This window comes from Chloroflexus sp. (assembly GCF_034432675.1).
Classification (GTDB): domain Bacteria; phylum Chloroflexota; class Chloroflexia; order Chloroflexales; family Chloroflexaceae; genus Chloroflexus.
In genome coordinates, this window is sequence record NZ_DAOUBI010000231.1 from 1 (window position 1) to 24,981 (window position 24,981).

The following is a 24,981-nucleotide window of genomic DNA, read 5'->3' on the forward strand; positions in this document are numbered from 1 at the left end:
AGATACGAGTCAGCCGCAAGGCACTCGGGGCAGGAAGAGAAGAGTGCGCACGTGTGTGCACTTTCTTGATAGCAGCACTGTATGCAGCCTGATGAATTTCGTCGTCTCGGCTATCAGATTATCGATATGATTGCCGATTACCGTGCGACTATTGCTCAGCGCCCGGTCTGGTCACAGTTACGCCCCGGTGAGTTACGTAGTCGGCTTCCGGCCAATCCACCTGAACATCCCGAACCGGCCACAGATATTCTGGCCGATATTGAACGCCTGATTATCCCTGGCCTTTCCAACTGGCAACATCCACGATTCTTTGGCTATTTCCCGGCCAATGCCAGTCTGGCGTCATTGCTTGGCGATATGCTCAGCGGCGGTCTCGGTCAGTTAGGACTCAACTGGCAGGCTAGCCCGCCATTAACCGAACTGGAAGAGCTGACCACCGATTGGATGCGGCAGTTGCTCGGCTTAAGCGAGATGTGGCGCGGCGTTATTCAGGACACCGCCAGCACCAGTACGCTGGTCGCACTGCTCTGTGCCCGTGAGCGTGCGACCGACCACTGTCAGGTGCGTGGCGGGCTACAGGCGCTGCCGGCACCGCTGGTAGTGTATACCTCAACCCAAAGCCACAGCTCGGTCGAAAAGGCGGTGCTTCTGGCCGGTTTCGGGCGCGACAATCTTCGGCTAATTCCGGTTGACGATCAGTTTGCCATGCGCGTGGATGCCCTCGAAGCGGCCATCGCTGCTGACCGCGCCGCCGAACGGGTGCCATGTGCCGTTGTGGCCAGCATTGGCGCAACTGCGACAACCGCATGCGATCCGCTCGAACCGATTGGTGTTCTGTGTCAGCGCGAGGGTATCTGGTTGCACGTTGATGCCGCAATGGCCGGATCGGCGATGATCTTGCCCGAATGTCGGCAGCTCTGGCAGGGGGTCGAACAGGCCGATAGTCTGGTACTCAATCCGCACAAATGGCTGGGAGCGGCATTCGATTGTTCGCTGTACTATGTGCGCGACCCACAGCATCTGATCAGAGTTATGTCTACTAATCCCAGCTATCTGCAAACCAGTGCCGACGGTACGGTTACCAACTACCGTGATTGGGGAATTCCGCTCGGTCGGCGCTTCCGGGCGCTGAAACTCTACTTTCTCCTGCGCTGTGAAGGTGCCGAGGGCTTACGCGCTCGCCTGCGGCGCGATCTGGCTAACGCACGCTGGCTGGCTGCGCAAGTCGATGCAACACCACCCTGGCGACGCCTGGCACCGGTGCCGCTGCAAACGGTTTGTGTCCGCCACGAACCACCCGGACTGACGGGAGAGGCGCTCGATCAGCACACATTACGCTGGGTCGGTATGATTAACGCTAGCGGGGCAGCCTACCTCACGCCAGCAGTGCTCGATGGACGCTGGATGGTGCGGGTAAGTATCGGCGCCGAGCCAACTGAACACGCCGATGTTGTGGCCTTGTGGGAGCTGATGCAGGTCACGGCTACACGTGTTGCTGCGTAGCCGTTACAGCATAAGAGACGGTATCTCCAGGGGACAATGTGAGGTCAGGTCATCGACGTAGCACAGGCTGTGACCTGTGCTACGTCTGCCTGAGAGATGATTGACCCGCAATCCAGCCTCTGCCTATCAACCACCTAACGACCAACCCGATTCCGCCAGGTATCGAGATCGTATACGGCCAGGGCATTGATGAAGATTTGCACTGTCTTGTCATCGGCAGTCGTAACCGAGACAAAATAAGGGACGCCACCGGCAACCCAGGCCATTGTGATCAGCGAAGGATCGACCACAGCCACGCCTTGCACGCCGCGTAACAGGGTCTTCTTAATCCGGTCGCTCCCTTCAACTGGCTGATTCTGCTCCCACACTGCACGAGCCGGCGTGCCACCACCGATGATAATCGTCGCCGAGCCACCGTGCGGGCGGATTGCCACCAAAAACCCACGTTCATCGGCAAATGGTACCGGTTCGGGTAAGACATCATAATCATCGGCAAATGTCGGCGGTAATAGGTATTGCAACGCTACAGGTGCGTCAGGTGGGGCCAGTGCTGGCTCGGGAATGAAGGAGCGACCGGCACAACCGGTAAGAACGATCAATAAGATGAGGAGCGACATTATTCGGCGCATAGCAATCTTCCTGCTCCGGCTAACGCAAAAACATAAACTGTGGCAGGTTGGCTGCCACAGTTTATGATAGTGTACACCGGCACAAAAAACCTATCTATGCAGGGTAAAAATACGCAATTCTAACGTAACGTCTCTTGACCAATGCCCGGCGTGGATTACAGATGGATCGGCGCACCGTGCACCAGCGCATGGGCAGCCTCACCAATCGCCTCGTACAGCGTCGGGTGAGCATGGATCGTCTGCATCATGCTCTCACCGGTTGCTTCGTGGCTGAGGGCAATGCCACCTTCGGCGATCATTTCAGTGACCCGCGGGCCGATCATATGCACACCCAAAATCTCATCATACTGGGCATCGGCAACCAGCTTGATGAAACCAAACCGGGTCTGACCAAGCACCCGCGCTTTGCCGTTGGCCGAAAAGGGGAATTTGCCTACCTTCACCTGGTAGCCACGCTCGCGTGCCTTTGCCTCGGTCAAACCAACACTGGCAATTTCAGGGTTGCAGTAGGTACAGGCAACAATCTTTCCGTAGTCAATCGGCGTCACGTGATGACCGGCGATATGTTCAGCGGCCAGAATCCCCTCGGCGCTGGCCTTATGCGCCAGCCAGGGGGTATTGACGGTACAATCACCAATGGCGTAGACACCCTCGGCACTGGTTCGCAGGAAACCGTCGGTCTCGATGAAACCGCGATTGTTTACCTTAACGCCAGCCTCTTCCAGGCCGATATTCTCGGTGTTGGGAGCGATGCCAATCGAGACCAGCAACTTCTCGACGGCAATCTGCTGTGGCTTGCCAGAGCTATCAACCACGGTGACCACCACTTTCTCGCCGCCAACATCCACCCCTTCGACCTTTGCCCCGGCTAGCATCTTGATCCCTCGGCGCTGAAACGCCTTGGTCAACTCGGCACTGACCTCTTCGTCTTCATTCGGCACAATGCGGGGTAAGGCTTCAACAATCGTCACGTCGCTGCCGAACGAACGGAACATCGAGGCGAATTCAACCCCGATGGCTCCGGCACCAATAGCTAGCAGACTGGACGGTACCGTTTTCAAGTAAAGCATATCGGTCGAAGAGAGCACCCGCTCGCCATCGAAGGGAATACCGGGGAAGGGACGTGGCCGACCACCGGTAGCGACAATAATATGTTTGGCCGCCAGAACCCGCTCACCACCTTCGTTTAACTGCACATGCACCTGACCGCGGCCAAGTAGGCGGCCCCGTCCGGCCACTACCTCAATCTTATTTTTCTTCATCAAAAACGCCACGCCATCGGTGCTCTGCTTGACGACCGTATCTTTGTGCTTCATTGCCCCGGCCAGCTCAAAGGCGACGTTCTCGACGGTAATGCCAAAACGCTTCGCCTCCTTCACCTCTTCAAGTAGATCGGCGCTGTGCAAGAGTGCTTTGGTTGGGATACAGCCGATATTCAGACACACGCCACCCAGGGCATTCACCTCAACAATCGCTGTCTTCACACCCAGTTGGGCAGCACGGATGGCAGCAACGTACCCGCCCGGCCCTGAACCAAGTACCACGAGATCGTATACTTGCTCACTCACGGAACTATCCTTTCATCTCATCTGATCACGACAACGCAACACTCAGATGCCGTTACCAAAAGATACAACAGCATTGAAATGATAGGCAATCGCGCAGGTACTCTGTTGCTACCTGCGCGAGCAATCCTGCGTCTAATGTTGGGCAGCACCCACGTGCAGATGGGCATTGTAACTCGACCGCACCAGCGGCCCGCTTTCAACGTGCGTAAAACCACGGGCCAGCGCGTAGCTGCGAAACTCAGCAAACTCGGCGGGCGTGACATAGCGATGCACCGGCCAATAGCTCGCATCGGGTGCCAGATACTGACCAATCGTCAGCACATTCACATCAACACTGCGCAAACGATCAATCACCTCGTACACCTCTTCGTTGGTCTCACCGGCACCGACCATCATGCCACTCTTGGTAACCAGCTTGGGGCGAGCAGCCCGTGCTCTGGCCAGCAATTCAATACTCTGCTCGAATTTAGCGCGTGGTCGAAACCGCCGGAACAGGCGCGGTACCGTCTCGATATTGTGGTTCAGCACATCGGGTTCGGCGGCTAGCACCGTCGCCAGTGCATCCCAATTACCATCGAAGTCAGGGATGAGCACTTCTACCTTGCAATCAGGCACCTTCTGGCGAATAAGCTCGATAGTACGGGCAAAAATATGCGCACCACCGTCGGGCACATCATCACGGTTGACCGACGTGAGCACGGCAAACTTGAGTTTCAGGTGAGCAACCGACTCGGCAACCCGCTCCGGCTCGTTCTCGTCAATTGGCTTTGGTTTCCCTTTACCGATAGCGCAGTAGCGACAACCACGGGTACAAATATCACCGAGCAAGAGAAAGGTGGCGGTGCGATGGTTCCAGCACTCGCCGATATTTGGACAGCGGGCTTCTTCGCAGACCGTATGCAGATTCTTTTCGCGCATCAAGCGCAACACATCGTGATAGTTCACACCACCCGGTGCCCGCGCTTTCAGCCACTCTGGGCGACGTGGCCGAGTGGATGCATCCGATGCCGGTTGCGTGACACCTACCTCATTTAGCGGAATAAGTTCTGCCATTGGCGTTCTCGCCTTCCAGTGATCGCCGACCGGGTCGGACGATCAACGATAACGATTTCGATTGGCATACTTATTGTACCGCATATTATTAGAAAGTTAGCGACTGGTCTTTTTGTGGTATTTTTGGGCATACATACGCTGATCGGCCCGTTGCAGCAAATTTGTGCATTCATCCTCATCAGCCCAGGCGAAACCGTAGCTAACTTGAAAATGGCTTATTGCTTCCAGCAATGCTGCTTTCTGCTGTCTGGTCAACAGAACAACAAACTCATCCCCACCCAGCCGAAACGCTTCAAACGCCGCCTGCCGAAGCGCGTTGGCGAAACGCTGGAGCAACTGGTCGCCGGCCAGATGCCCCTGAGAATCATTTACCCTTTTCAGATTATCGAGATCGAGAAACGCTACACCCCAATCTGCAGGCAATCCCCCTTTTAACCGTCGCTCAAGTGCACGCTGATTCCCTAAACCGGTTAACCAATCATAACGAGCCTGACGATCAAGTTCTTCTCGATAGCCGGCAGCCTGGAGTGCAGCAAACAGATAATCGCAATAGAGAGCTGCCATCCGCAACTCATCCGGATCGTCAGTATTAGGCAATACCAGCCGAACATAAACCGGGTACGGCGGGCCAGAAAAGCTAATGCCATACCCTCCCGTTACCCGGCCACGAACTGGAAACTTCTGCTCAATCACTGTAGAGGAGGGATCGATGACCTCAAGATGGCCGCGCTCAAATATCCAGCTCACCCAACGGCGAGCATGCTCAAGAACTTCGGCAAAGCTGAGGTTTGTGTAGCCGGTCGCTGCTTCGTGTAAGAGGAGTAAACGAATCAGCAATGACTCAGTTCGTGTTATCATAGTGGGTCAACAGGGATTTCCAGCATATCTGTCCAATTGTTGATCAATGTAAAGACCCCCACCACGGCAACCGCTTCCTGTATCTCTACCTCACTCAACCCTACAGCCTGGAGTCCGGCCAAAAGCTGCGGATGCGGTGAAACCGCAGCGGACTGAGCGAACTGAAGGAGTGCCTGAACTTTACCCGGTAGAGTCGGTATAATAACTCCGCGACGTAACGCATCAAGAACTTTTGCTTCCAGCCCCTGCACCATGAGCGCGTGGAGATGAATTTCGGCGGCATATCGCGATCCACGTGCCTGTGAAATGATCACACCCATCATTTCTTTTACAGTACGCGGTAACACCCCTCGTAAAACCATGTGGCGAAACGCCTTCCAAAGAGCGATCTGGGTATCGGTACTTTTAGCGTATGCAAAGACGTTCGGCATAATTCCAAACCCAAGATCATGCGTAATTTCCTGCGTAATATCCTCCATCCGCTATGCCTCCAGATCATTTCAAGCAAACCAACAGTATGATGTCCGGTTAACAATGAAATATTTGTAGCGAAGTAGCTACAGTATTAGCATATATCGCTAGAGAAAATCTTTGTTATTATCGGATAACAAATATTTACCCAACAAAATATGATCTGAATAGGATTTGTTACCGTACCTTCAATCTAAAATGACAGAAAGAACGCGTGGCAATAACGGAGAAATTCAAACATGGAGCATGGTTTGCAAGTACTATACCACGTATAATAGAATGTCGCAAACCAAGTTACCACCTGATGTATCTGCCACCACCCGCTGTACGCTCGGTGCTTCTGGGATGCAACACCGCCCAAATACTTACATCACCAGCGCTTCAACCCGCGGTTCAAGAGCAAAGACGTCGCTTATCTGTGTGATCAGACGCTCGGCTACCTCAGCGAGTGACGGTGCCTGACCCAGTTCAAACGCTAGCGAGGTCACGCTGCGATCAGTGATACCACAGGGTACAATCAGGTCAAACCCGCTGAGATCGGGATCGACGTTGAGCGCCAGGCCATGGGTTGTCACCCCACTCGCGCTGAGCTTCACGCCAATGGCACAAATCTTCGCCGCACCGTTGCGCACCCAGACCCCGGTCAATCCGGCAACCCGCTCGCCAACCAGACCATAACCGGCTAACACGCGAATAACACTCTCTTCCAAACCGCGCACGTAGCGGCCCACATCGCTCCCATGCTGCGAGAGTTTGAAGATCGGATAGGCAACTAATTGACCCGGTGCATGATAGGTCACCTCGCCCCCCCGATCACTCTGCACCACGGCAACACCGCGTGCGGCCAGTTCGGCAGGTGACGCCAACACATGATCAGGTCGGGCCTTGTTCCCCAGCGTGATCGTCGGCGGGTGCTCCAACACGAGCAGTGTATCGCCAATCTGCCCACGCGACCGCTCGGTAGCTAGTTGACGCTGGATGTCCCAGGCGGCGGTGTAGGCTATTTGCCCCAGATAATGAACCGTCAACGTGCGCATGGTGAGCATCGTTCCTGCAATCCTCCGGGTGTTGCTAACGGCATCTTTTTCAGTATAACCGATCCCGTCGCCCTGCCGGGAAGATTGCCTGTGGGCACCAACTCTGAATTGTGGTAGGCTGAAAAGGGCACCGAATATAGCGAGGTGGATCGTGATGCGAGTTTTGTTGATCGTCCTGACCGGTTATCTTCTCTTGAGTGCATGCGGTGAAACGACGACCAGCGCTACCGTGCCATCACCTACGCCGGCAGCATCCATAACGCCGACAGCGGAGCAATTGTCAAGCCCCAGCCTCCAACCTTCGCCCACCCCATCGACAACCCCAACCCACGCCCCCACCGCCACGGCGACGTCATCAGCTACCCCAACCCTGCAACTCACTCCTGCTTCATCAATCACCCCAATCCCGCCACCAACCCTGCCACCGGTTGGCGACCGCACCCCGGTGCGCCTGGTCATTCCAGAGATTAGTCTCAACCGCGAGTTGATACCGGTCGGACTGGACGCCCAAAATATTCCCATTGTGCCTGACCACGATGTCGGCTGGTACATCTACAGCGCCAAACCGGGACAGGGCGAAAATATCGTCCTATGGGGTCATGTCTTACGCTTTCGCAAAGCCCCCCAGATTCCTGCCCCGTTTGCTAACATTGATCGGTTGCAGATCGGTAGCGAAATTCTGCTCTACAGCGCCGACGGCACCGCTTTTCGCTACGTTGTCGCTCGCAAAGAGCGGGTTACCCCCGATCAAGTGCAGTACATTCTGCCAACCGGCGACGAACGGCTCACCCTGGTCTCGTGTATTGGGGATCGGGTGATTGTTGATGGGAATGTGGAATTGACGCATCGCCTGATCACGATTGCAGTACCAGCGCCATAGCAAGGCCGTACCCACCCAACGCCAGTTGTTTGCGAGAGTGCTTATCGCGGAAGAGTCCTTACCACCGTGGTATACTATGCAACAGACCTCGCTGAATACAATACAAGGGTAGATCACGTGGCAACGATTGGTTTATCAGCAGCACTGGAACAGTTCCATCCCAATAAACTCCTCGAACATTGTCGGCTGGCCGAACAATACGGCTTTCGGGGTGTGATGGCTGCCGATCATTTTCAGCCATGGGTGCCGGCTCAGGGCCATAATGCGTTCGTGTATAGCTGGATGGGTGCCCTGGGAGTGGTGACGAATCATCGGTTTGGGCCAGGTGTTACCTGCCCCTCATTCCGTACTCATCCAGCGGTCATTGCCCAGGCCGCAGCGACACTCGGTGCAATGTTCCCCGGTCGCTTTTGGCTGGGGTTGGGTAGTGGTGAATTGCTGAACGAAAATGTGGTTGGCGGGGAATGGCCGGAACCGCTCGTGCGCTTCGAGATGCTTCAGGAAGCAACTGAGATTATTCAGAAGCTGCTCAGCGGCAAAGAGACCCGTTACCGGGGTCGTTATTTTCGGATGAACAAAGTCCGGCTCTGGACGCTGCCCGAAGAACCAGTACCGATCTACATTGCTGCTACCGGCCCGCAAACGCTGCGCTGGGCAGGGCGCACCTGTGACGGCCTGATCACGCCGGGGGCTGCCCCCGACAAACTGCGCCGCATCCTGGCCGATTTCGCCGCCGGTGCCCGCGAAGCCGGAAAAGATCCCGATCAGATGCCCAAGTTGTTGCAGTTGCACGTCTCGTGGGCGCCAACCGATGAAGAGGCGTTGCAGAATGCGCTTACTGAATGGCCAAACGGTGGCATGAACTTCCCCAAACAGGATATTCGCTCGCCGGAGGATTTTGCCGCGATGGCCAGGCTGGTACGCCCGGAAGATTTTCGTGGTCGGGTACTAATTTCATCCGATCTCGACCAGCATCGCGCTCACCTGCAACAGTTCATCAATCTCGGCTTCGACGAGATTTATGTGCATAACGTTGGTCGCAATCAAGCGGAATGGATTAAAGCCTACGGAGAAGCGGTTTTGCCCAAATTACGCCCATGTTCAACCGTATCCTGATCGCTAATCGCGGCGAGATTGCCGTGCGTATTATCCGCGCCTGTCGCGAACTGGGCATTAGCCCGGTGGTTGTCTACTCGGCTGCCGATGCCGGTGCGCTGCACGTGCGCATGGCCGATGCTGCCGCCCTAATCGGCCCACCCCCTGCCGCACAAAGCTATTTGCGTGCCGAGGCAATTGTTGAAGCAGCGCTTCAACTGGGTGCCCAGGCCATACACCCCGGCTACGGCTTTCTCAGCGAAAGTGTCAAACTGGCCGAACAGTGTGCAGCGGCTGGGATCACGTTTATCGGACCGCCACCATCTGCCATTGCCGCTATGGGTGGTAAAGCTGAAGCACGTGCGCTGGCTCAGGCTGCCGGTGTGCCGGTTGTGCCGGGGTATGATGGTGAGGATCAGAGTGATGAGCGACTACTGGCCGAGGCGCACCGTATCGGGCCACCACTGCTGATCAAGGCGAGTGCTGGTGGCGGCGGTAAAGGTATGCGTTCCGTTGGTGATCTGGCCGCAGTACCCGCCGCTATTGAAGGTGCTCGCCGTGAAGCCCGTGCCGCGTTTGGCGATGACCGGCTGATCATCGAGCGTCTCGTCCTCCGCCCCCGCCATGTTGAGATTCAGGTGCTGGCCGATCAGCACGGCAATGTAGTTCACCTCGGCGAGCGCGACTGTTCGATCCAGCGCCGCCACCAGAAGGTGGTCGAAGAGGCACCATCGCCGGCGCTGACCCCTGCTCTACGCAACACGATGGGCCAGGCTGCGGTGGCAGTCGCACGAGCGGCAGGGTATGTTAATGCCGGTACGGTTGAATTCATTCTTACCCCAGATGGTGAATTCTACTTTCTGGAGATGAACACTCGCTTGCAGGTTGAGCATCCGGTCACTGAACTGATTTGCGGTTATGACCTGGTGCACTTGCAGATCGCGATTGCCGCCGGTCAGCCTCTTCCGTTCCGACAAGAGGATGTCACGGTGCGCGGTCACGCAATTGAAGTGCGTCTCTACGCCGAAGACCCTCGCACCTATCTGCCGGCGGTTGGGAAGGTGGCGCTGTTTGTGCCGCCACAAGGGCCGGGCGTGCGTGTAGATGCCGGCCTGACCAGCGGCGATGAAGTGACCGTCCATTATGACCCGCTGTTGGCCAAGATTATTGTGGCCGGGGCTGATCGTCAGCAGGCGATTGCCCGGCTGCGCCGGGTGCTGCGCGAGATGGCGGTGCTGGGGCCAACGACCAATTTACCGCTCTTGCAGGCGATTGCCGGGCACCCGGCATTTGCCGCCGGTGCTACCCATACCGGCTTCCTGAGCGAACACGAAGGACTGGTACCGCCACCCGCATCACCACCGTGCGAAGTGCTGGTCGCTGCCGCCGTCCTGACAGTTACCGCCGAACCACCGGCTCGCAATCCGCTGACCAGGGTCTGGCGTCTGGGTGGCGACACCATTCCGCTCACCTTTAGCTCCCATGGCGATCACTGCCTGCGGGTAGCGCCGGCAACCGGCGGCTGGCATATCCATGGCGATGGCTGGAGTGTGCAGACAACACTGGTCTATCGTGGTGACCACGAACTGGCTCTGGACATTGATGGGCAACGCCAGCAGTTCTTCTTTGCGCAGGCCGATGACGGCTGGCTGATTGCATGGCGTGGTGAAGCGTACCATCTTACCCGCCCCGCTCCCTTGACCGCCGATAGCGTGACGCGCAGTGGTGATCAGAATGCGGCCAGCTTCACTGCGCCGATGCCCAGCACCATTGTGCGTATCCACGTTGCCGTCGGCGAGCAGGTACGCGAAGGGCAACCACTGCTGGTGTTGGAGGCGATGAAGATGGAGCACACAGTCGTCGCTCCGTATGCCGGCATTGTCCGTCGTCTACCCTACCAGGCCGGTACCAGCGTCGCGGCTGGTGCTCACCTCATTGACCTTGAACCAATATCATCGGTATCGGAATAGTTACTCTGATAGATAACAGGCAACGTATGGCATCGCAACAGGCTACTCAACCTGCCAAACCACCGGCAACTGCCAATCAGAAACCTCCGGCGAAACCAAAGCGTCGGATTGGTTGCACAGTATGGCTCTTCATGTTTGCAATACTGGCCTTAGGTCTCCTTGGCGTCGGACTTCTCCAGCCGGTTAAGCTGGCCATCGCCCAGGAATATATCGTCGGTTTCACACGCGGCGGCATTCGCGAGACGGTTGAAACGACGAGTGTCGATTCTTGTATTCGTATCGCCGGTTCCAATGAACTGGTATCAATCCCCCGCACGCGAAGGGTGACGACGTACAACAATGGAACTGTGTTGGAGATTACGTTCAGCGATCAACCATTACCGGCAGAGTGTAATTGACATATACCAACCACCTGCATCAACATCGACGAAACCAGCAGGATACTAGTAGAGGACAGCAGCCTATGCCGCTGCATATACGCTGTACACCTGAGCTAATCGCTATTCCGGCACTCAACCAGCCGCAAGTCGCGTATCTACACCTCACCATCGCGGCAGCCGGTACGACCGGTTTGCCGCTTCACATGACCATTGTTGCCGACGCCAGCCGCTCAATGCGCATCCCAATCCTTAATGAACAGCAGTTTCGCGACGTTGTGCGCGGCAGCGGTGCTCACGAAGTCTTAGTCGATGGGGTACCGGTCTGGCAGCTCAACAATCCGCTCTCATCCGAGCAGCGCAGCCGGTATCGAAGTCCTATCGACTATACCACCCACGCCTTACATAGCCTGATCGAGCGCCTTGATCACAACGACCGCCTGGGACTGATTGCCTGTGCCAGCGATGCAATTGTGCTTGCGTCTGGGATACCTGGGAGCCGACGGGCTGAACTGGTGGCGGCCATTGCCCGTCTGCCGGCGTTGCGCCTGGGTGAAACCACCAATCTCGCCCAAGGTCTGCAACTGGCGCTGGCGCAATTTGTCACTGCTGATGACACAACCGTGCGACGGATTGTCTTGATCACCGATGGTTTTACGACCGATCAGACGTTGTGTCTGACGCTGGCGCGAGAGGCGGCAGCCCGTGGGATCAGCCTGAGCACAATTGGCCTCGGTGGATCATTTGAAGAACATCTGCTCACCCAACTCGCCGATTTGAGCGGCGGACGGGCCAGTTTTGTGTATGACGCTGCCGAGATTCCGGCGATCATTGCTGCCGAACTTGAGAGTGCGCGTCAAACAACAGCGCAGGCGCTTACGCTGCAATGCAATCTGCCGCAAACTGTCAGTGTACGACGTATTACCCGCCTGACACCAACACTCACCGTCCTGAACCCGCTGAGCACGGAACATGGTCGGCGTCTGACCATTCACCTTGGTGATCTCCGTCACGGCGAAGAGGTGCGGCTTCTGGTTGAATTCCTGGTTGCACCCGGTGCAGCCGGTCAACAGCGCCGCCTGGCTCGCCTTCAGCTCAACAGCGGTCAGTCGCATATCACTCACGACGTAGTTGCTCATTATTCGCCGAATGCAATCAACCCACCACCAGAACTTCTGCCGATCATCAGTCGGGCCACCATCGCCACACTTCAGCAGCGGGCCGATCAGGCCCGGCAACAGGGCGATTATGCGACGGCTGTCCAAACTCTCCGGCAACTTGCCAATCGCCTCTACGATCTGGCCGAACCCGATCTGGCTGCGCTGGCGATGGCAGAAGCAACGACACTTGCCCACAATCATCAATCGAGTCCCTCGGCCAAAGAATTAACCTACGCCACCCGTCGGCTGGGAACACAACAAGGGTGGCGCAGTTGATCCCTTTGTGCCTGAGCAGGGTAGCCAGTATCCTCCCTATAAGAGGTTTTTAACGCTGGTGAGAGGTATAATAACAGTGGTATCCGCCGAATAACACAGGAGAACAACCGTGGCAAAACAGTGGAGTAGTCCACCCGCAATGCAGATTGATGTCAGTAAGACATATCGGGTCACAATGGAAACAACGCGCGGGACGATTGAACTTGATCTCTATCCGCAACATGCCCCTCTCACCGTCAACAACTTCGTCTTTCTGGTACGCGAAGGGTTCTACGATAGCCTGACTTTCCACCGTGTCATTAAAGATTTCGTGATACAGGGCGGTGACCCCACCGGTCGTGGAAGCGGTGGCCCAGGCTACCGGTTTCGTGATGAGGTAGTTGGCAACCCGCTCACTCATGAAGCCGGCGTGATTTCGATGGCAAATGCCGGCCCTAACACCAACGGCAGCCAGTTCTTCATTACCCACACGCCACAGCCACACTTGAACGGCCGTCATACCGTCTTTGGTCGAGTTGTCGCCGGTATGGATGTCGTTTACGCCATTAAACAAGGCGACAAAATGACAAGAGTGACGGTGCAGGAGCTGTAGGTAAAGCTAGTTTAAGCGTTAGGCAAAATTGCAGGAACCAGGATTGCAGGTTCTCACACCTCAATCACGTTAAACTGACTCTGAGCACAGGCATTCGTGGCGAACGTAGTAGGGGCGCACTGCCGTGCGCTCCCGCCCCTACTGGACGCAATAGGAACAATCGTGCCCGGCAAAGCATGGTTAGCCCCAATACACGCAACGAGATCACACGTTATCCCTGTTGCCATCAAACCCACCGCTACGACACGCCCGCCACGTGAGCCTGGTGGGTGCGGTAGCATGGCTGCCGCACTCCAAACGCTGCGTCACGGGCAACCTTCCAGGAAAGGTGTCCGCTCAGGCACAGCATGCTACTGCTCAGGCAATGAAAATGCCGGCTCAATTCATCCGCCCTCAGCTACGCTGCCAGGGTAATTGTCGGATCACGTAGCCTGAATTCTATGACGCCAGATTTGATATAAGGACACCCCCACACCACCGTTCAATTCCTGTAAGCCATTCTCATTGTTAACAACAAAGTCAGAATCAATCCCACTGCTTGAAATATCATCAAAACTGCTTACAATAGGAGATGGTATGGTCTACGGTGGTAAGGAGCGAGGATATGCGGTGGCCATGGCAACGTAAACCGACGGATTCGGTCGTCACGGAAAAAGCAACTGCGGGAAAACCAATCTCCTGGCGCAAGCGTCTGCCCTGGCCACTACTCGCATTGCTTATCGCAGGTGTTGTCATTGTCCTGTTCCTCATCTCGCGACCTGCTGACCCGCGCTTTGTGATCGTAGTAACGCCATTCGCCGATCAGGACGGACGTACCGGCCAGCAAATCGCCAACGCGCTGGCACGTCAATTACGCAATCAAGGTGCCAACCTTGTTCACGTCGTTTTGAGCGAAACAAAGCCGACCAATGGCGCCGAAGCCCTTGCCCTTGCCCGCCAGACAAACGCCGACCTTCTGGTCTGGGGAACGGTTGCAGCCGGTGGTATGATCGACAGCTCCAGCCTGTCGCCCGAAATCATTTATACGCCACACAATATTGACATTAGTCGGGCATGGTACGGGTTTCCCATTCGCTTCGCCATCCCTAATCGATACGTCATCAGTACTGAACCGATCAATGGTCAAACGATCCTGACTCCGTATCTGCTGGCTCTGGCCGCGTATCACCACGGTGAAGCCGATCTGGCGCTTGATCAGCTACAAAGCCTGGTTGAAAATAATCCCCAGCTTCACCCCCTCTTACTCCACGTCTTGCGGGGAAATCTCTTGTGGGCACGCGGCTGGTACGGTGCAGCGGCAACGGAATACCAGACGGCACTAAGCCTTGCTCAGGGTGAACGAGCACTGCTCGCCAGTAACCTCGGAGCCATTCTCCTTGATGCCGGTAACGCTGAGGCACCACGTTATTTTGCCGAGGCGATCAATCTCCTGGATGGGAGCGATCTCGGTCAACTGCGGGTCAATCTGGCGCTGTGGGCATTACGCGAACAACGTGCATCTGATGCTGTCTCTGATCTCGAACAGGCCCGCAATCTGTTGTCGCCTGACCCTGAGCTGGAACTGCTCATCGCTACTGCTTATCGCGAGAGTGGTCGTATCGCCGAAGCTCAGGCATCACTTACCCGCTTTGAGGCAACCAGAGCCACTACAGCGGCACGTATCCCGGTTGCGTTTCGCTCAGCGTATGAAACTCGCTTGAATGCAGTGTTTTCTGAAGAGCGTGCGCTGACCGCCCTCGAAGCACGGTTACCAATAACCGGCCCCTTCTACTGGGCATTGGCAACGGCCAATCCACTCCCTTCTGCCGACACATTGCGACAGACACGAGACCAACTCCGGGTAGCAACTGAACAGAGTAACCGGGCAGTTACCTTGTGGCGCCAACAAGCAGCCAGTCAGGCCGCCATCTTTCCCGGTAGTGGCCTGATGGCAACCGGTCAGGCTGAACGAAGTGAAGAGCTGGCACGACGTCAGCGATTATCACTGGCACTGACCGAGGCGGTCTTGTGGTCTGTAGAAAATTCCAACCGGCAAAATCCGTTCAATCAATTCATAGCTGCGCTCTTCGGTGCCGTCGGCAGTGGTAATCCCAGTGTAGAAGCATTGCGCCAGTTGCGCGAACAACAGCCTGACGATGTGATGACATTGCTCGCGCTTGGGTTTGCCCTACGTATGGATGAACAGTACGACGAGGCTGTCCAGACCTATCAGCGCGTGATTGAACTCGCACCACAGCTTCCCGACGGCTATGCCGGAATTGGGATGGTTGCCCTGGCGCGCAATGATCGCGAAAGTGCTCAGCAATGGCTACGCCAGGCGCTTGACCGGAACAATCGCTTCTTCCCGGCCCACCTGTTGCTGGCGCAAGTGGCTGAAGATACCGGCGACTGGTCATCAGCGATTAATCACTGGCGCGCCCTGGTCAACTGGCAAGAGACGCCATACACCGTCGTTCATCTTGCACGTGCACTACGACGGAGTGGTGCCAGCGGTTTTGCCGAAGCTGAACGGTTACTCGTTCCCCTAGCCACCGAACATGTCGAAGCAACTATTGAACTGGCCCGGCTGTACAACGATGCCGGCTATTCCAACGAAGCGGCAAGTGTCTACCGCGATGCGCTCGTACTTGATCCGCGTTCAACCGTGGCCGCCTTTGAATTAGGAGAAACGTATATCCGGCTGGGTGATATCACCTCTGCTGAACGCATGCTACGTGATGCACTCACCTTCGATGAGCGTAATCTCGACGCCCGCCTCCGCTTAGCCGAATTGTATGAAGGCCCCCTCAATCAGCCCGATCGCGCCATTGAACAATACCGGATTGCCCTCGGCCAGGGGGTAAATGACCTTGACCGTTTAATCCGCATCGGCCAGGCTGCCCTTGCCAGTAATGCCACAACGGTAGCGATTCAGGCGCTCGAACATGCGCTAACGGGAAATCCTGAATCGACAACGGTGAATCAATTGCTGGCACGGGCGTACCTGAACGGAAACCGACTAGAAGCAGCAGCGCAAACTGCCCAACGCACGCTTGATCTAACCGCCAACCGCACCGACCCGGAAGCGATTTCAGCACGAGTCAATGCCTTTCTCGCCCTGGCCGAGATAGCCCGGCGCCGAAACGATCTGGCAGCCGCCGAGCAGGCGTATCAACAGGCAATTGCAGTCGATCCACAGTCGATTCCCGCCCACATTGGCCTGGGTGAGCTTGCCGGCGGACAGGGGAATTGGGGAGTTGCCCTGGCCTACTTCGAGACTGCTGCTGCACTGCCCGGTGGTGATACGAATGCCGCAGCTCAATTCTGGCTGGGTGAAGCCCTCTTGCGCAACGACAACCTTGCGCGTGCCCTCGCAGCCTACCAGCGCGCCCTGGAATTGCAACCGCAATATTCAGAAGCCCTGCTGGGGCTGGCCCAGACCCAGTACGCATTAGGTCGGGCCGAGGAAGCACTTCAGACGGTAGAGCGAGCTATTCAGCAGAAGAGCAACTATGCCGAAGCACACCTCTTCCGCGGCAAATTGTTGCAAGAAGCTGGTCGCTTCGCGGAGGCACGCGCCGCTTACGATGCAGCCATTGGCGCCAATGATCGCATTGCCGAGAGCTTCTACCGTCGTGCCCTGCTCGCCATCCGCAACGGTGAATACGACCAGGCCATTCGTGACCTCAATCGGGCCACCGCACTGCAAGCCAACTTTCCCGAAGCCTACTACTGGCTGGGTCGCGCCTATTACGCCCAGGGCCGAAGTGAAAGTGCCTTACAGGCTATTCAACAGGCAATTACTCTCAACCCAAACTACAGTGAAGCTATCTTCTACAGTGGTCTCATTGCGGAAGATCAGGCCAATTTTGCCGCCGCCCGTGATGCCTATCAGACCCTGATCAGTCGGGAACCAACCAGCGAGTGGGGTCAGCGTGCACTTGCCCAAATCGAACGTTTACCATGAGTACGCTACGCCAGTATCGCATCGCCCTGCAAATTTTTCAATCAAATCGCCTCCGCCGGGATTACCGTGATCTGGCGGAGGTGCCGGCCTACGAACCGTTAGGCGAATTCTTCTTCAACGAAATGTACGGCCCGCGTGATTTCAGTCAGCGCGATCAGGAAGGCCGCCGCCTGCACCATTTTATCGGTATGCTCCCCGGTGTACGCCTGCGCGACCTTGAGGAGGTACTGGAATTACTCGATCTCACCAATCAACTCGATGAAGACCTGGCTCAGCGTATGTGGCAGGCCAATGTAGGCACCGATTTTGACGAGCCGACGTATGAATACTTCTACCGGCTGGCCGATAAATATAATGATCGCCATCGTCAGTTAACACTGGTCAGAACAACGTTGTACAATGTCTTTCACCTGTCGCGTTCGGCAGTGTTGGGGATGGCGCTGCGCCGCTCCCACTTCATAGCCCGCCTCGCCGGTATTGGTCATGTCCATACCTTTTTACGGCGCGGCTATGATGCCTTACAGAACGTGACATCCATCAATCATTTCGCCGAGACGATCTACCAGCGTGAGCTAGATCGGCTCAATCGGATTTATCAACGATGAGCAGGCTTACTGAATTATTACCGGTTTTTATACACATTCCGTCACGTCCCTTTCGCATGGGCACACCTGTGAGCGACATCAGTGACCTGGCCCGTCACTATGGCGGTACTCGCGAAAGCTACCGTGAAGAGACACCACAACACGAACTGACGCTTCCGGCATTCGCAATCGCGCAACATCCGCTGAGTAACACCCTCTACGCCTGCGCTGTTGCTGATGGAGCTGTGCCACCACCTCCCGCCTGGCATGGCACGACCCCACCGGACACACTGGCAGCATTACCGGTCACCGACATCACCTGGTACGAAGCCATGGCCTTCTGCGCCTGGCTGAGTCAACAATCCGGTCTGTCCCTTCGCCTGATCGACCCGAACGGTCAGCCGGTTACGCCACCTCCTGTGTTGTGCTTTCGCCTGCCAACCGAAGCTGAATGGGAGCACGCCGCCCGCGGCACCGACGATCGGCGCTTCCCGTGGGGCGAGACATTTCATCCCGATTACGCCAATACGCGCGAGGGGGGACGATCAGCACCTAACCCGCCGGGTACCTACCCTGCCGGACGGAGTCCGTATGGTGTTGAAGATATGGCCGGTAATGTATGGGAATGGACAGCATCGCTCGACCGGGAATATCCCTACCGACCCGATGATGGACGTGAAGACCCAACCGCAACCGGGAGACGGATTTTACGCGGCGGTTGTTACGCCAATCCCCAGGGGTATGCACGCTGTGCCTGTCGTTTTCGACTACAACCGACGATGCACAACCAGTTTCTGGGCATGCGCCTTGCACTAGACCCGGAATAATTAAGGAGCATTCGCTTTATGAACCCAGCCAAAACGCTTAAATTAGGCCGCAACGATCCCTGCCACTGTGGTAGTGGGCGCAAATACAAGGATTGCCATTTGCGCATCGAAGAGGAATGGCGCAGTCAGCAATTACGCCTGCGCAACGCTCAAGACCAGCTCTTACAACGTATTCTGGCCAAAGCCACTGAGGCTGAAGCAGAGGAACTACAAACTGCCTTTGATCGATACTGGCAACAGCGTTACCAGTTTGCCCAGTTGGCCGAACTGAACCAGCGCGAAGGGTACGGAGCCGACCGCTTCATGGTCTGGTTTGCCTTCGACTATCGCCGATCAGACGGACAGACACTGGTTGAGCAGATGGTAGATCAGATGCAGGAGAGCGATCTATCAACGCTCGAACGACAGCTTCTGCCGACGTGGGTCAATGTTCGCTTACGTCCGTACCAGGTTGAGCGACTACATCCCAATGCCGGCGCGACCCTGCGTGATCTGCTAACCGGCGAGGCACTGATTCTGGCCGACAGCCATGCCTCATTGCGCCTGGAGCTTGACGAAGTGATCGTCGGGCATCTGGTGCCGGTTGACACACCACTTGGACGCACAGCGCCAAACTACTACCTCGCCGGCCCAGCCGCCCACCTGACACCCGACACCGCCGGGCCAATTCGCACCTTCGCCGACGTTCATCTGGAAGCAATCCGGCGTGAACGTCCTGAAGCCGACTGGCAAACGCTCCTCAATGAACGGTCGGAGATTTTCAGTCACTTTATTTTGATCTTGCCGACCGACAAACCCGATCCAGACCGTATTCAGAACTTTATCGCCGAGACTCGGCAGTGTTTGTTGGGAGAGTGATTACACCTGTTCAGGATCGTAAATCTCGGCGAGCGGCAGCGTGAAATGAAACGCGCTGCCGCGCCCTGGCATACTCTCGACCCAGATTGTGCCCTGGTGAGTCTCAACCGCCAGCTTACAGAACGCCAGTCCCAGGCCACTTCCCTCACTCCGCTTACGACCGCCCTGGCTGAACCGCTTGAAAATGATATCCTGATCTTCGGGAGGAATACCTGGCCCCTGATCACGAACAATGATATGCGCAACTCGATCACCGGGCACCAGGATGGTTAGCTCATCGGAAACAGCGACAATCTGGGTCTGACCCTGAGCAGGTTTCACGTGTACTTCAATGGAAATCTGGCTCTCAGGCTCACTGAACTTGAGAGCATTATCGAGGAGATTTTGTAATACACGGGAGATAATCTCACCATCGGCAAACAATAAATGCACGTTTGGATCAAGATCATGCACAATCTGTACCTGTTTCTCTTGAGCCTGGAACAACAATCGATCAACAGTGTGCTTAATCAAATCAGCAATCGGCAATGGCCCTTTGTAGATAGGCATCTGACCACTCTCTAACCGCCCAATATCAAGCATTGCTCCAACCAGATTGATTAAGCGGTTGGTATTATTTTGCCCGATCATCATTGCCTGATGCTGACGTTCAGTAAAAAGATCGCCTAATTCATTCTCCAGCCGCTCAAACGCAAGTTTGATAGCTGCAAGAGGATTTTTCAGATCGTGAATTACCATACGGATCAAATCCTCGCGCAACTGTTCAACTTTCTTGGCTTCAGTCACATCACGGATCGTCAACAGAAAGGCAGATGTACGTCCGGCAATTAAATCACCGGCCTGGATGATCTTCCAGGCAAAGACACCATCATTCCCACGTAGCTCATGCTGTGCTCCAACGTGGGTCAGCGAGCGTTGTAACTCAGCAACTGTTGCAGGTTCCAATGCTCGTTGCCTGGCCCAGTGTTTCAGGACATCATCGAACTTCAGACCATCAATCCGCGATAACGGTGGCGACCAGGTTCCAGTACGCGCCAGACGATGAAACGCCTCATTCGCAACCACAACTGTTCCGTCAACACCAAATAAGACAAGACCATCCTCAACCGCCGCCATCACCCGCGCCAGATTATCACGTCCACGACGCACTGCATCGAGCAAGCGCATACTCTCGATAGCAATTGCGGTCTGGCTTGCATACAACATCAGCATCTCAATATCAGCCGCTTCGAGAGCGTGTTCACCACCAATAACAATCACACCGATGAGTTGTTGCGTGCTGCGGAGCGGTATTGCCACGGTGGTCGCCGAGCGGAAAACCGGTCGGCGATGAAGCAGTGCCCGGCGAGCCAGGGTCAGCACCACATCCTTGTCTAGCGGAATCACACCAATAGTCTGATCAATGTGCAACTCATCGTGTGCAGGGTCAAACAACATGATCTGCGCCCAGTTGCCCTCTACCATCTCTAACATGCCGCGGGCAGTCATACCTAGCACTTGCGGCTGCGGTAGTGACTGCGAATTGATGACCATTCCCAGCCCATTCAGCGCCGTCAGTCGTTCGAGACTACGCTGTTGACGATAGCGCAAAAGCGCTATATCGATAGCAGAGCCAGCAATACCGGCATATGATGTCAATGCCTGAAGATCGGCTATAACCGGACGTTGACCGCTCTGTGGTTGATCAAGGAGCAAGACCCCCTGCACCCGATGGTCAGGTGCGCGTAAGAGCACCACCAGCACATCGTCGGCTTGCCATTGAATTGCACCAAAATCCATCAGTTGTTCGACTAGCGGTTGCGGTAAATCGAATAGGGCGGCAAAACTGGCACTACGGCGATTAAACAGAAAGCAAGTATCGCCAAATGCCCACTCATTAACCAGCACATCTAACCGACCAATAGCCAGACGCAAGCCGACAGGAAACTCACCACTAAGTGTACCAGTTGTCGCTACACACGCGAGCATCGAATGAAGGGCGTGTTCACGCTGACTGACAAACAGCGCAGCCGATTGAAACCGCATGCGCTTCGTGATCGAGTCGATAATCAATTGGAAGAGCTGGTCAAGCGATTGTTCTGCCAGCAACCTGCGATTGAGCGCCAGTAACGAGCGCAGATCAGCATTATCTCGATCCAAGTCTTGTGCCTGTTGGACGATACCGGTTTCGATCTGGGTGATTTGCCGGGTACGATCAATGACCAGACTCATCAGTGCAGCAACAGCATGTATCTCATCGGTGTCAGTATCAGTAAACGGCACTTCGTCCTGACGATTAATGTATTGCAGACAGAAACGCACGCCAGATGGTGACGTAAACGGTACGGTGATCAGGTTATGACACGTCAGCCCAATCATCCGATCAATGACGCGACTGCGTCGCACATCATCACTGGCATCGTTCACAATTACCGGCTTCCCCAGCGCGAATGACTGACCGATGATGCCGTGAGCCATCGGCAAACGCATCCCTACCAACCGGTACGCTTGCGGCCCAACCGCGTAGCGAAACACCAGCTCATTGTGCTGTTCGTCGAAAATGAACAGACCACCACCTTCTACCGCCAGCAACTGACAACTGAGATCAAGCATCGTCTGCAATACCTGATCAGTGTCAAGGAGCTGTACACTGGTAGCGACAAGGTTTTGCCAGATGTTGTGTTGCTGGTTGGCAAGATCGGCTTCACGTTGCAGGAGGGGCATGCGCAGTAAGCGGGCAGCTAGCTCAAGCGCTTCGGCAATCATCTGCTGTTGGGTTTCGTTCAGAGGTTCGGAGGCAAATGTATAGCCATAAATGACGCCAAAGGTTTTGCCACCAAAACGAACAGGTGCACCTGACCAGAAGGTAGGGGGCGACGCCTGCCACGCCGCATGTGGACGCACATTATAACGTGCACAATCTTCCAGGTATGCGGCTGAGCTTAATGGCGTGCTTAGCTTGATCACCATGCTGCTCAGATCGGTCTCCACCGTCCAACACCGTTGTTCAAAACTGGCATAGTGGTTTGGTTGTACTGCGTAATGCACAATCTGCTGAAGCCAAACACTCTGCTGGATCGGTGTCGCCAGACCAATGGTGAGCGGAAGTCCTACCAGATCACTCAGCAGTTGCGCCATCTGCTGACAAATAAGCTCAGGCTGGGGTGTATCGCGCAAAGCGTCGACTTCAAGCTGAAGGCGGCGACGCCAACCCTGCCGTTCGATCCGTTGCCGTATACGCTCATAACCAGCAATGATTAATTGCTCAACTGATTGCAAGATCACCAGATCGGCATCGGTAAGATCAGCAGGTCGGATCACAAGCCGGGCAAACGTTTCACCCTGCCCCAAACGATGGACAAGAGCATCTGATTCATCCTGGAACTCACTCTGGAACGACCATTTGATGTCTACCTGATAGCCGGGTAACATCGAGGTCAGAATATCAATGGCAGCAGCAGTCAGATCGGAGTATCGCTCGGCGTCGATCATTTTTGCAATGGTTGTCAACCATTCCGGCATATCAACAGGTACGTTTTTTTTCATGATCGACACTCCATTTAATCACTTGATCGTATTGTACCGCGTTTACGGGTGAACAGCACGGATATTACCCAGGCTTAGATTCCACGTTCCAAATGACAAAACACGTGTATCACTGAGTTTGTCGAGAGTCTGCTGCAGGAGGAGTTTTCATTGATTGATTACTGAGATCGTGACAGGCACACACACCATCACCGTGACCAGCAGGGTCAACAGCGTGATACGCGCCTGGCACGAAGCACGGCTGTGCGGCAGCGTGGCTGCCGCACGCCAAACGATGCGACACGCACATGATGAGCGAGCAAAGCAACCAATCCAGCGCGTGATGGCACTAGCGATGGGCATCAGCACTCCGCGCTGCCATACCGGCAAACTGGGATCAGGCTAGACTGTCGTTGATGATTGGCAAGCGTTCAGGTGCCTATACGATGGTCAAAAGGATCGCTACTTGCCAAATAGCAGAGTCATGATATAATAGGCCGCCCGTGCTATCCGCCATGATCCGCGGTGCACAAGGAAAGAGGAACATGATAAGCAGATTTTCTTCACTAGCCCTGTTGCTCAGTATCGTGCTCATCGGTGCATGTGGATCGGCTGTTGCGAATACGTCAACAGTTTCCCCACTCCCAACCCTCATCGCAGTGGAGACGCGATTACCAACGGATACACCACAACCAACTGCCGTCCCAACACTGCCGCCTACGGCAACACCCGCAGCCACTGCTACTCCTGAGCCAACCGCTACTCCCGAACCAACACCCTCACCCGAACCGATAACAGCACCGCTGGCGGTTCCACGTGGTTCGGTGAATACTCGGCCCTTCGCAGTGATGTATGACAACCATCCGAATGCCTACCCGCAGACCGGTATGGATGGCGCTGCGATTGTCTTTGAAGCACTGGCCGAATTTGGGATTACTCGCTATATGGCGATCTTTATTCCCGGCATTTCACCCGACATGCCGGTCATTGGCCCGGTACGCAGTGCTCGACCATATTATGTCGAATGGGCAAAAGGGCTACGGGCAGTGTATGTCCATGCCGGAGGATCGCCGGAAGGGTTGTTGCTGGCAGAAACATCGATTGAACTGATCAATATGGATGCATTGCGCAGCAACGCCAGCCGCTATTTCTATCGCACGCGCGACCGCAGCGCCCCCCACAATCTTTACACCAATAACGCAAATATCGCTGCTTTCGCCGCAGCGAATGATCGTCCGGTTGAAGGATTGGAAGAGATTGGGTTTACCTACTCGCCCGAAGCTCCGCCGGAAGATCGTCCTGCACAACAAGAATTGCGCTACTTCTTCATTTACCGTGAGGCAAGCGTCGGCTGGAGCTACGATCCAGCAACGAACAGCTACCGCTACTTCCGCGGTAATCGTCCACACGTTGATGCAGCAACCGGGAATCAGTTGCAGTTTAAGAATGTTGTCGTTTTGGAAGTACCCGAACGGCCTATCCCCAACGATCCTAAAGGTCGTATCGAGCAAGATGTGATCGGTGAAGGTCAGGCCCGAATCTTCCGTGATGGTCGCATGATTGAAGCGACCTGGCAGAAAGCAGCCGGCTACGCGCAACTGTATCTGGTTGACGCGAATAGTAACGAAATACCACTCGCGCCCGGATCGGTCTGGATTGCCGCCATACCTGACCTTGCCAACCTGACCGTCGAAGGCGGTCGATAACGCTACACCCCGAAGCCTGTTGCTTCGGCTGCGATAGGCGGGCGTCGCCAGTGCTCTGGCCCTGTTGCCAGCACTCCTCTCTACCAC

General features: G+C 55.6%; 19 protein-coding genes. 12 read left to right on the top strand and 7 right to left on the bottom strand.

The window, feature by feature from the left end:
* The first annotated feature begins 81 nt into the window (after positions 1-81).
* Positions 82-1,503 carry a pyridoxal phosphate-dependent decarboxylase family protein gene (locus VAE55_RS17145; protein WP_322816939.1) on the top strand — a complete coding sequence of 474 codons (1,422 nt, stop codon included), beginning with the start codon at positions 82-84 and terminating at the stop codon, positions 1,501-1,503.
* A gap of 134 nt (positions 1,504-1,637) precedes the next feature.
* Here VAE55_RS17145 and VAE55_RS17150 read toward each other — a convergent pair whose 3' ends face one another.
* The 6 genes from VAE55_RS17150 to lipB all read right to left on the bottom strand — a co-directional run bounded on the left by VAE55_RS17150 (position 1,638) and on the right by lipB (position 7,119).
* Complete coding sequence (locus tag VAE55_RS17150) at positions 1,638-2,132, bottom strand: hypothetical protein (RefSeq protein ID WP_322816940.1); 495 nt, start codon at positions 2,130-2,132, stop codon at positions 1,638-1,640.
* A 155-nt stretch (positions 2,133-2,287) separates the two neighbouring features.
* Positions 2,288-3,700: a dihydrolipoyl dehydrogenase gene (lpdA, locus tag VAE55_RS17155; protein WP_322816941.1), complete on the bottom strand. Its 1,413-nt coding sequence runs from the start codon at positions 3,698-3,700 to the stop codon at positions 2,288-2,290.
* Positions 3,701-3,832: 132 nt separating this feature from the next.
* Entirely contained in the window at positions 3,833-4,753 is a 921-nt protein-coding gene (gene lipA, locus VAE55_RS17160) for a lipoyl synthase (RefSeq protein WP_322816942.1), read from the bottom strand.
* 96 nt (positions 4,754-4,849) lie between these two features.
* Entirely contained in the window at positions 4,850-5,611 is a 762-nt protein-coding gene (locus VAE55_RS17165; RefSeq protein WP_322816943.1) for a GGDEF domain-containing protein, read from the bottom strand.
* Positions 5,608-6,090 (bottom strand): carboxymuconolactone decarboxylase family protein, encoded by a 483-nt coding sequence (locus tag VAE55_RS17170; RefSeq protein ID WP_322816944.1) that lies wholly within the window; start codon positions 6,088-6,090, stop codon positions 5,608-5,610. Before VAE55_RS17170 ends, VAE55_RS17165 begins: the two co-directional genes overlap by 4 nt.
* A 357-nt stretch (positions 6,091-6,447) precedes the next feature.
* Positions 6,448-7,119 carry a lipoyl(octanoyl) transferase LipB gene (gene lipB / locus VAE55_RS17175; protein WP_322816945.1) on the bottom strand — a complete coding sequence of 224 codons (672 nt, stop codon included), beginning with the start codon at positions 7,117-7,119 and terminating at the stop codon, positions 6,448-6,450.
* Positions 7,120-7,273: 154 nt separating this feature from the next.
* Between lipB and VAE55_RS17180 the strand changes: the two genes are divergently transcribed.
* The 10 genes from VAE55_RS17180 to VAE55_RS17225 all read left to right on the top strand — a co-directional run bounded on the left by VAE55_RS17180 (position 7,274) and on the right by VAE55_RS17225 (position 19,684).
* Positions 7,274-7,999 carry a class F sortase gene (locus VAE55_RS17180; protein WP_322816946.1) on the top strand — a complete coding sequence of 242 codons (726 nt, stop codon included), beginning with the start codon at positions 7,274-7,276 and terminating at the stop codon, positions 7,997-7,999.
* 117 nt (positions 8,000-8,116) lie between these two features.
* A complete protein-coding gene (locus VAE55_RS17185; protein ID WP_322816947.1) occupies positions 8,117-9,115 on the top strand; it encodes a TIGR03557 family F420-dependent LLM class oxidoreductase in 999 nt (332 codons plus the stop codon).
* The gene (locus VAE55_RS17190; protein ID WP_322816948.1) at positions 9,097-11,064 is read left to right on the top strand and encodes an acetyl-CoA carboxylase biotin carboxylase subunit; all 1,968 of its coding nucleotides are present in this window, start codon (positions 9,097-9,099) and stop codon (positions 11,062-11,064) included. The genes VAE55_RS17185 and VAE55_RS17190 overlap by 19 nt, the downstream gene beginning before the upstream one ends.
* A gap of 26 nt (positions 11,065-11,090) precedes the next feature.
* Complete coding sequence (locus VAE55_RS17195) at positions 11,091-11,462, top strand: hypothetical protein (protein ID WP_322816949.1); 372 nt, start codon at positions 11,091-11,093, stop codon at positions 11,460-11,462.
* Positions 11,463-11,527: 65 nt separating this feature from the next.
* On the top strand, positions 11,528-12,877 hold the full coding sequence (locus VAE55_RS17200; RefSeq protein ID WP_322816950.1) for a vWA domain-containing protein: 1,350 nt from the start codon (positions 11,528-11,530) through the stop codon (positions 12,875-12,877).
* Positions 12,878-12,986: 109 nt separating this feature from the next.
* The gene (locus VAE55_RS17205; RefSeq protein WP_322816951.1) at positions 12,987-13,469 is read left to right on the top strand and encodes a peptidylprolyl isomerase; all 483 of its coding nucleotides are present in this window, start codon (positions 12,987-12,989) and stop codon (positions 13,467-13,469) included.
* Between the two features lie 604 nt (positions 13,470-14,073).
* Positions 14,074-17,415, top strand: coding sequence for a tetratricopeptide repeat protein (locus VAE55_RS17210; RefSeq protein WP_322816952.1), 3,342 nt, complete (start codon positions 14,074-14,076; stop codon positions 17,413-17,415).
* Positions 17,412-18,020: an FFLEELY motif protein gene (locus tag VAE55_RS17215; RefSeq protein WP_322816953.1), complete on the top strand. Its 609-nt coding sequence runs from the start codon at positions 17,412-17,414 to the stop codon at positions 18,018-18,020. The genes VAE55_RS17210 and VAE55_RS17215 overlap by 4 nt, the downstream gene beginning before the upstream one ends.
* A complete protein-coding gene (locus VAE55_RS17220; RefSeq protein WP_322816954.1) occupies positions 18,017-18,826 on the top strand; it encodes a formylglycine-generating enzyme family protein in 810 nt (269 codons plus the stop codon). The genes VAE55_RS17215 and VAE55_RS17220 overlap by 4 nt, the downstream gene beginning before the upstream one ends.
* 18 nt (positions 18,827-18,844) lie before the next feature.
* Positions 18,845-19,684 (top strand): SEC-C domain-containing protein, encoded by an 840-nt coding sequence (locus VAE55_RS17225; RefSeq protein WP_322816955.1) that lies wholly within the window; start codon positions 18,845-18,847, stop codon positions 19,682-19,684.
* Here VAE55_RS17225 and VAE55_RS17230 read toward each other — a convergent pair whose 3' ends face one another.
* Positions 19,685-23,209 carry an ATP-binding protein gene (locus VAE55_RS17230; RefSeq protein ID WP_322816956.1) on the bottom strand — a complete coding sequence of 1,175 codons (3,525 nt, stop codon included), beginning with the start codon at positions 23,207-23,209 and terminating at the stop codon, positions 19,685-19,687. It abuts the gene before it with no gap.
* A gap of 524 nt (positions 23,210-23,733) precedes the next feature.
* On the opposite strand from VAE55_RS17230, the gene VAE55_RS17235 reads away from it, so the two are divergent.
* Positions 23,734-24,894: a DUF3048 domain-containing protein gene (locus tag VAE55_RS17235; RefSeq protein ID WP_322816957.1), complete on the top strand. Its 1,161-nt coding sequence runs from the start codon at positions 23,734-23,736 to the stop codon at positions 24,892-24,894.
* The last annotated feature ends 87 nt before the right edge of the window (positions 24,895-24,981 follow it).

Coding starts and splice junctions, on each gene's coding strand:
- VAE55_RS17195 (WP_322816949.1), top strand. CDS start 11,091: ATGGCATCGCAACAGGCTACTCAACCTGCCAAACCACCGGCAACTGCC.
- VAE55_RS17225 (WP_322816955.1), top strand. CDS start 18,845: ATGAACCCAGCCAAAACGCTTAAATTAGGCCGCAACGATCCCTGCCAC.
- VAE55_RS17210 (WP_322816952.1), top strand. CDS start 14,074: ATGCGGTGGCCATGGCAACGTAAACCGACGGATTCGGTCGTCACGGAA.
- VAE55_RS17170 (WP_322816944.1), bottom strand. CDS start 6,090: ATGGAGGATATTACGCAGGAAATTACGCATGATCTTGGGTTTGGAATT.
- lipA (WP_322816942.1), bottom strand. CDS start 4,753: ATGGCAGAACTTATTCCGCTAAATGAGGTAGGTGTCACGCAACCGGCA.
- VAE55_RS17190 (WP_322816948.1), top strand. CDS start 9,097: ATGTTCAACCGTATCCTGATCGCTAATCGCGGCGAGATTGCCGTGCGT.
- lipB (WP_322816945.1), bottom strand. CDS start 7,119: ATGCGCACGTTGACGGTTCATTATCTGGGGCAAATAGCCTACACCGCC.
- VAE55_RS17165 (WP_322816943.1), bottom strand. CDS start 5,611: ATGATAACACGAACTGAGTCATTGCTGATTCGTTTACTCCTCTTACAC.
- VAE55_RS17180 (WP_322816946.1), top strand. CDS start 7,274: ATGCGAGTTTTGTTGATCGTCCTGACCGGTTATCTTCTCTTGAGTGCA.
- VAE55_RS17145 (WP_322816939.1), top strand. CDS start 82: ATGCAGCCTGATGAATTTCGTCGTCTCGGCTATCAGATTATCGATATG.
- VAE55_RS17215 (WP_322816953.1), top strand. CDS start 17,412: ATGAGTACGCTACGCCAGTATCGCATCGCCCTGCAAATTTTTCAATCA.
- VAE55_RS17200 (WP_322816950.1), top strand. CDS start 11,528: ATGCCGCTGCATATACGCTGTACACCTGAGCTAATCGCTATTCCGGCA.
- VAE55_RS17235 (WP_322816957.1), top strand. CDS start 23,734: ATGATAAGCAGATTTTCTTCACTAGCCCTGTTGCTCAGTATCGTGCTC.
- VAE55_RS17230 (WP_322816956.1), bottom strand. CDS start 23,209: ATGAAAAAAAACGTACCTGTTGATATGCCGGAATGGTTGACAACCATT.
- VAE55_RS17220 (WP_322816954.1), top strand. CDS start 18,017: ATGAGCAGGCTTACTGAATTATTACCGGTTTTTATACACATTCCGTCA.
- VAE55_RS17150 (WP_322816940.1), bottom strand. CDS start 2,132: ATGCGCCGAATAATGTCGCTCCTCATCTTATTGATCGTTCTTACCGGT.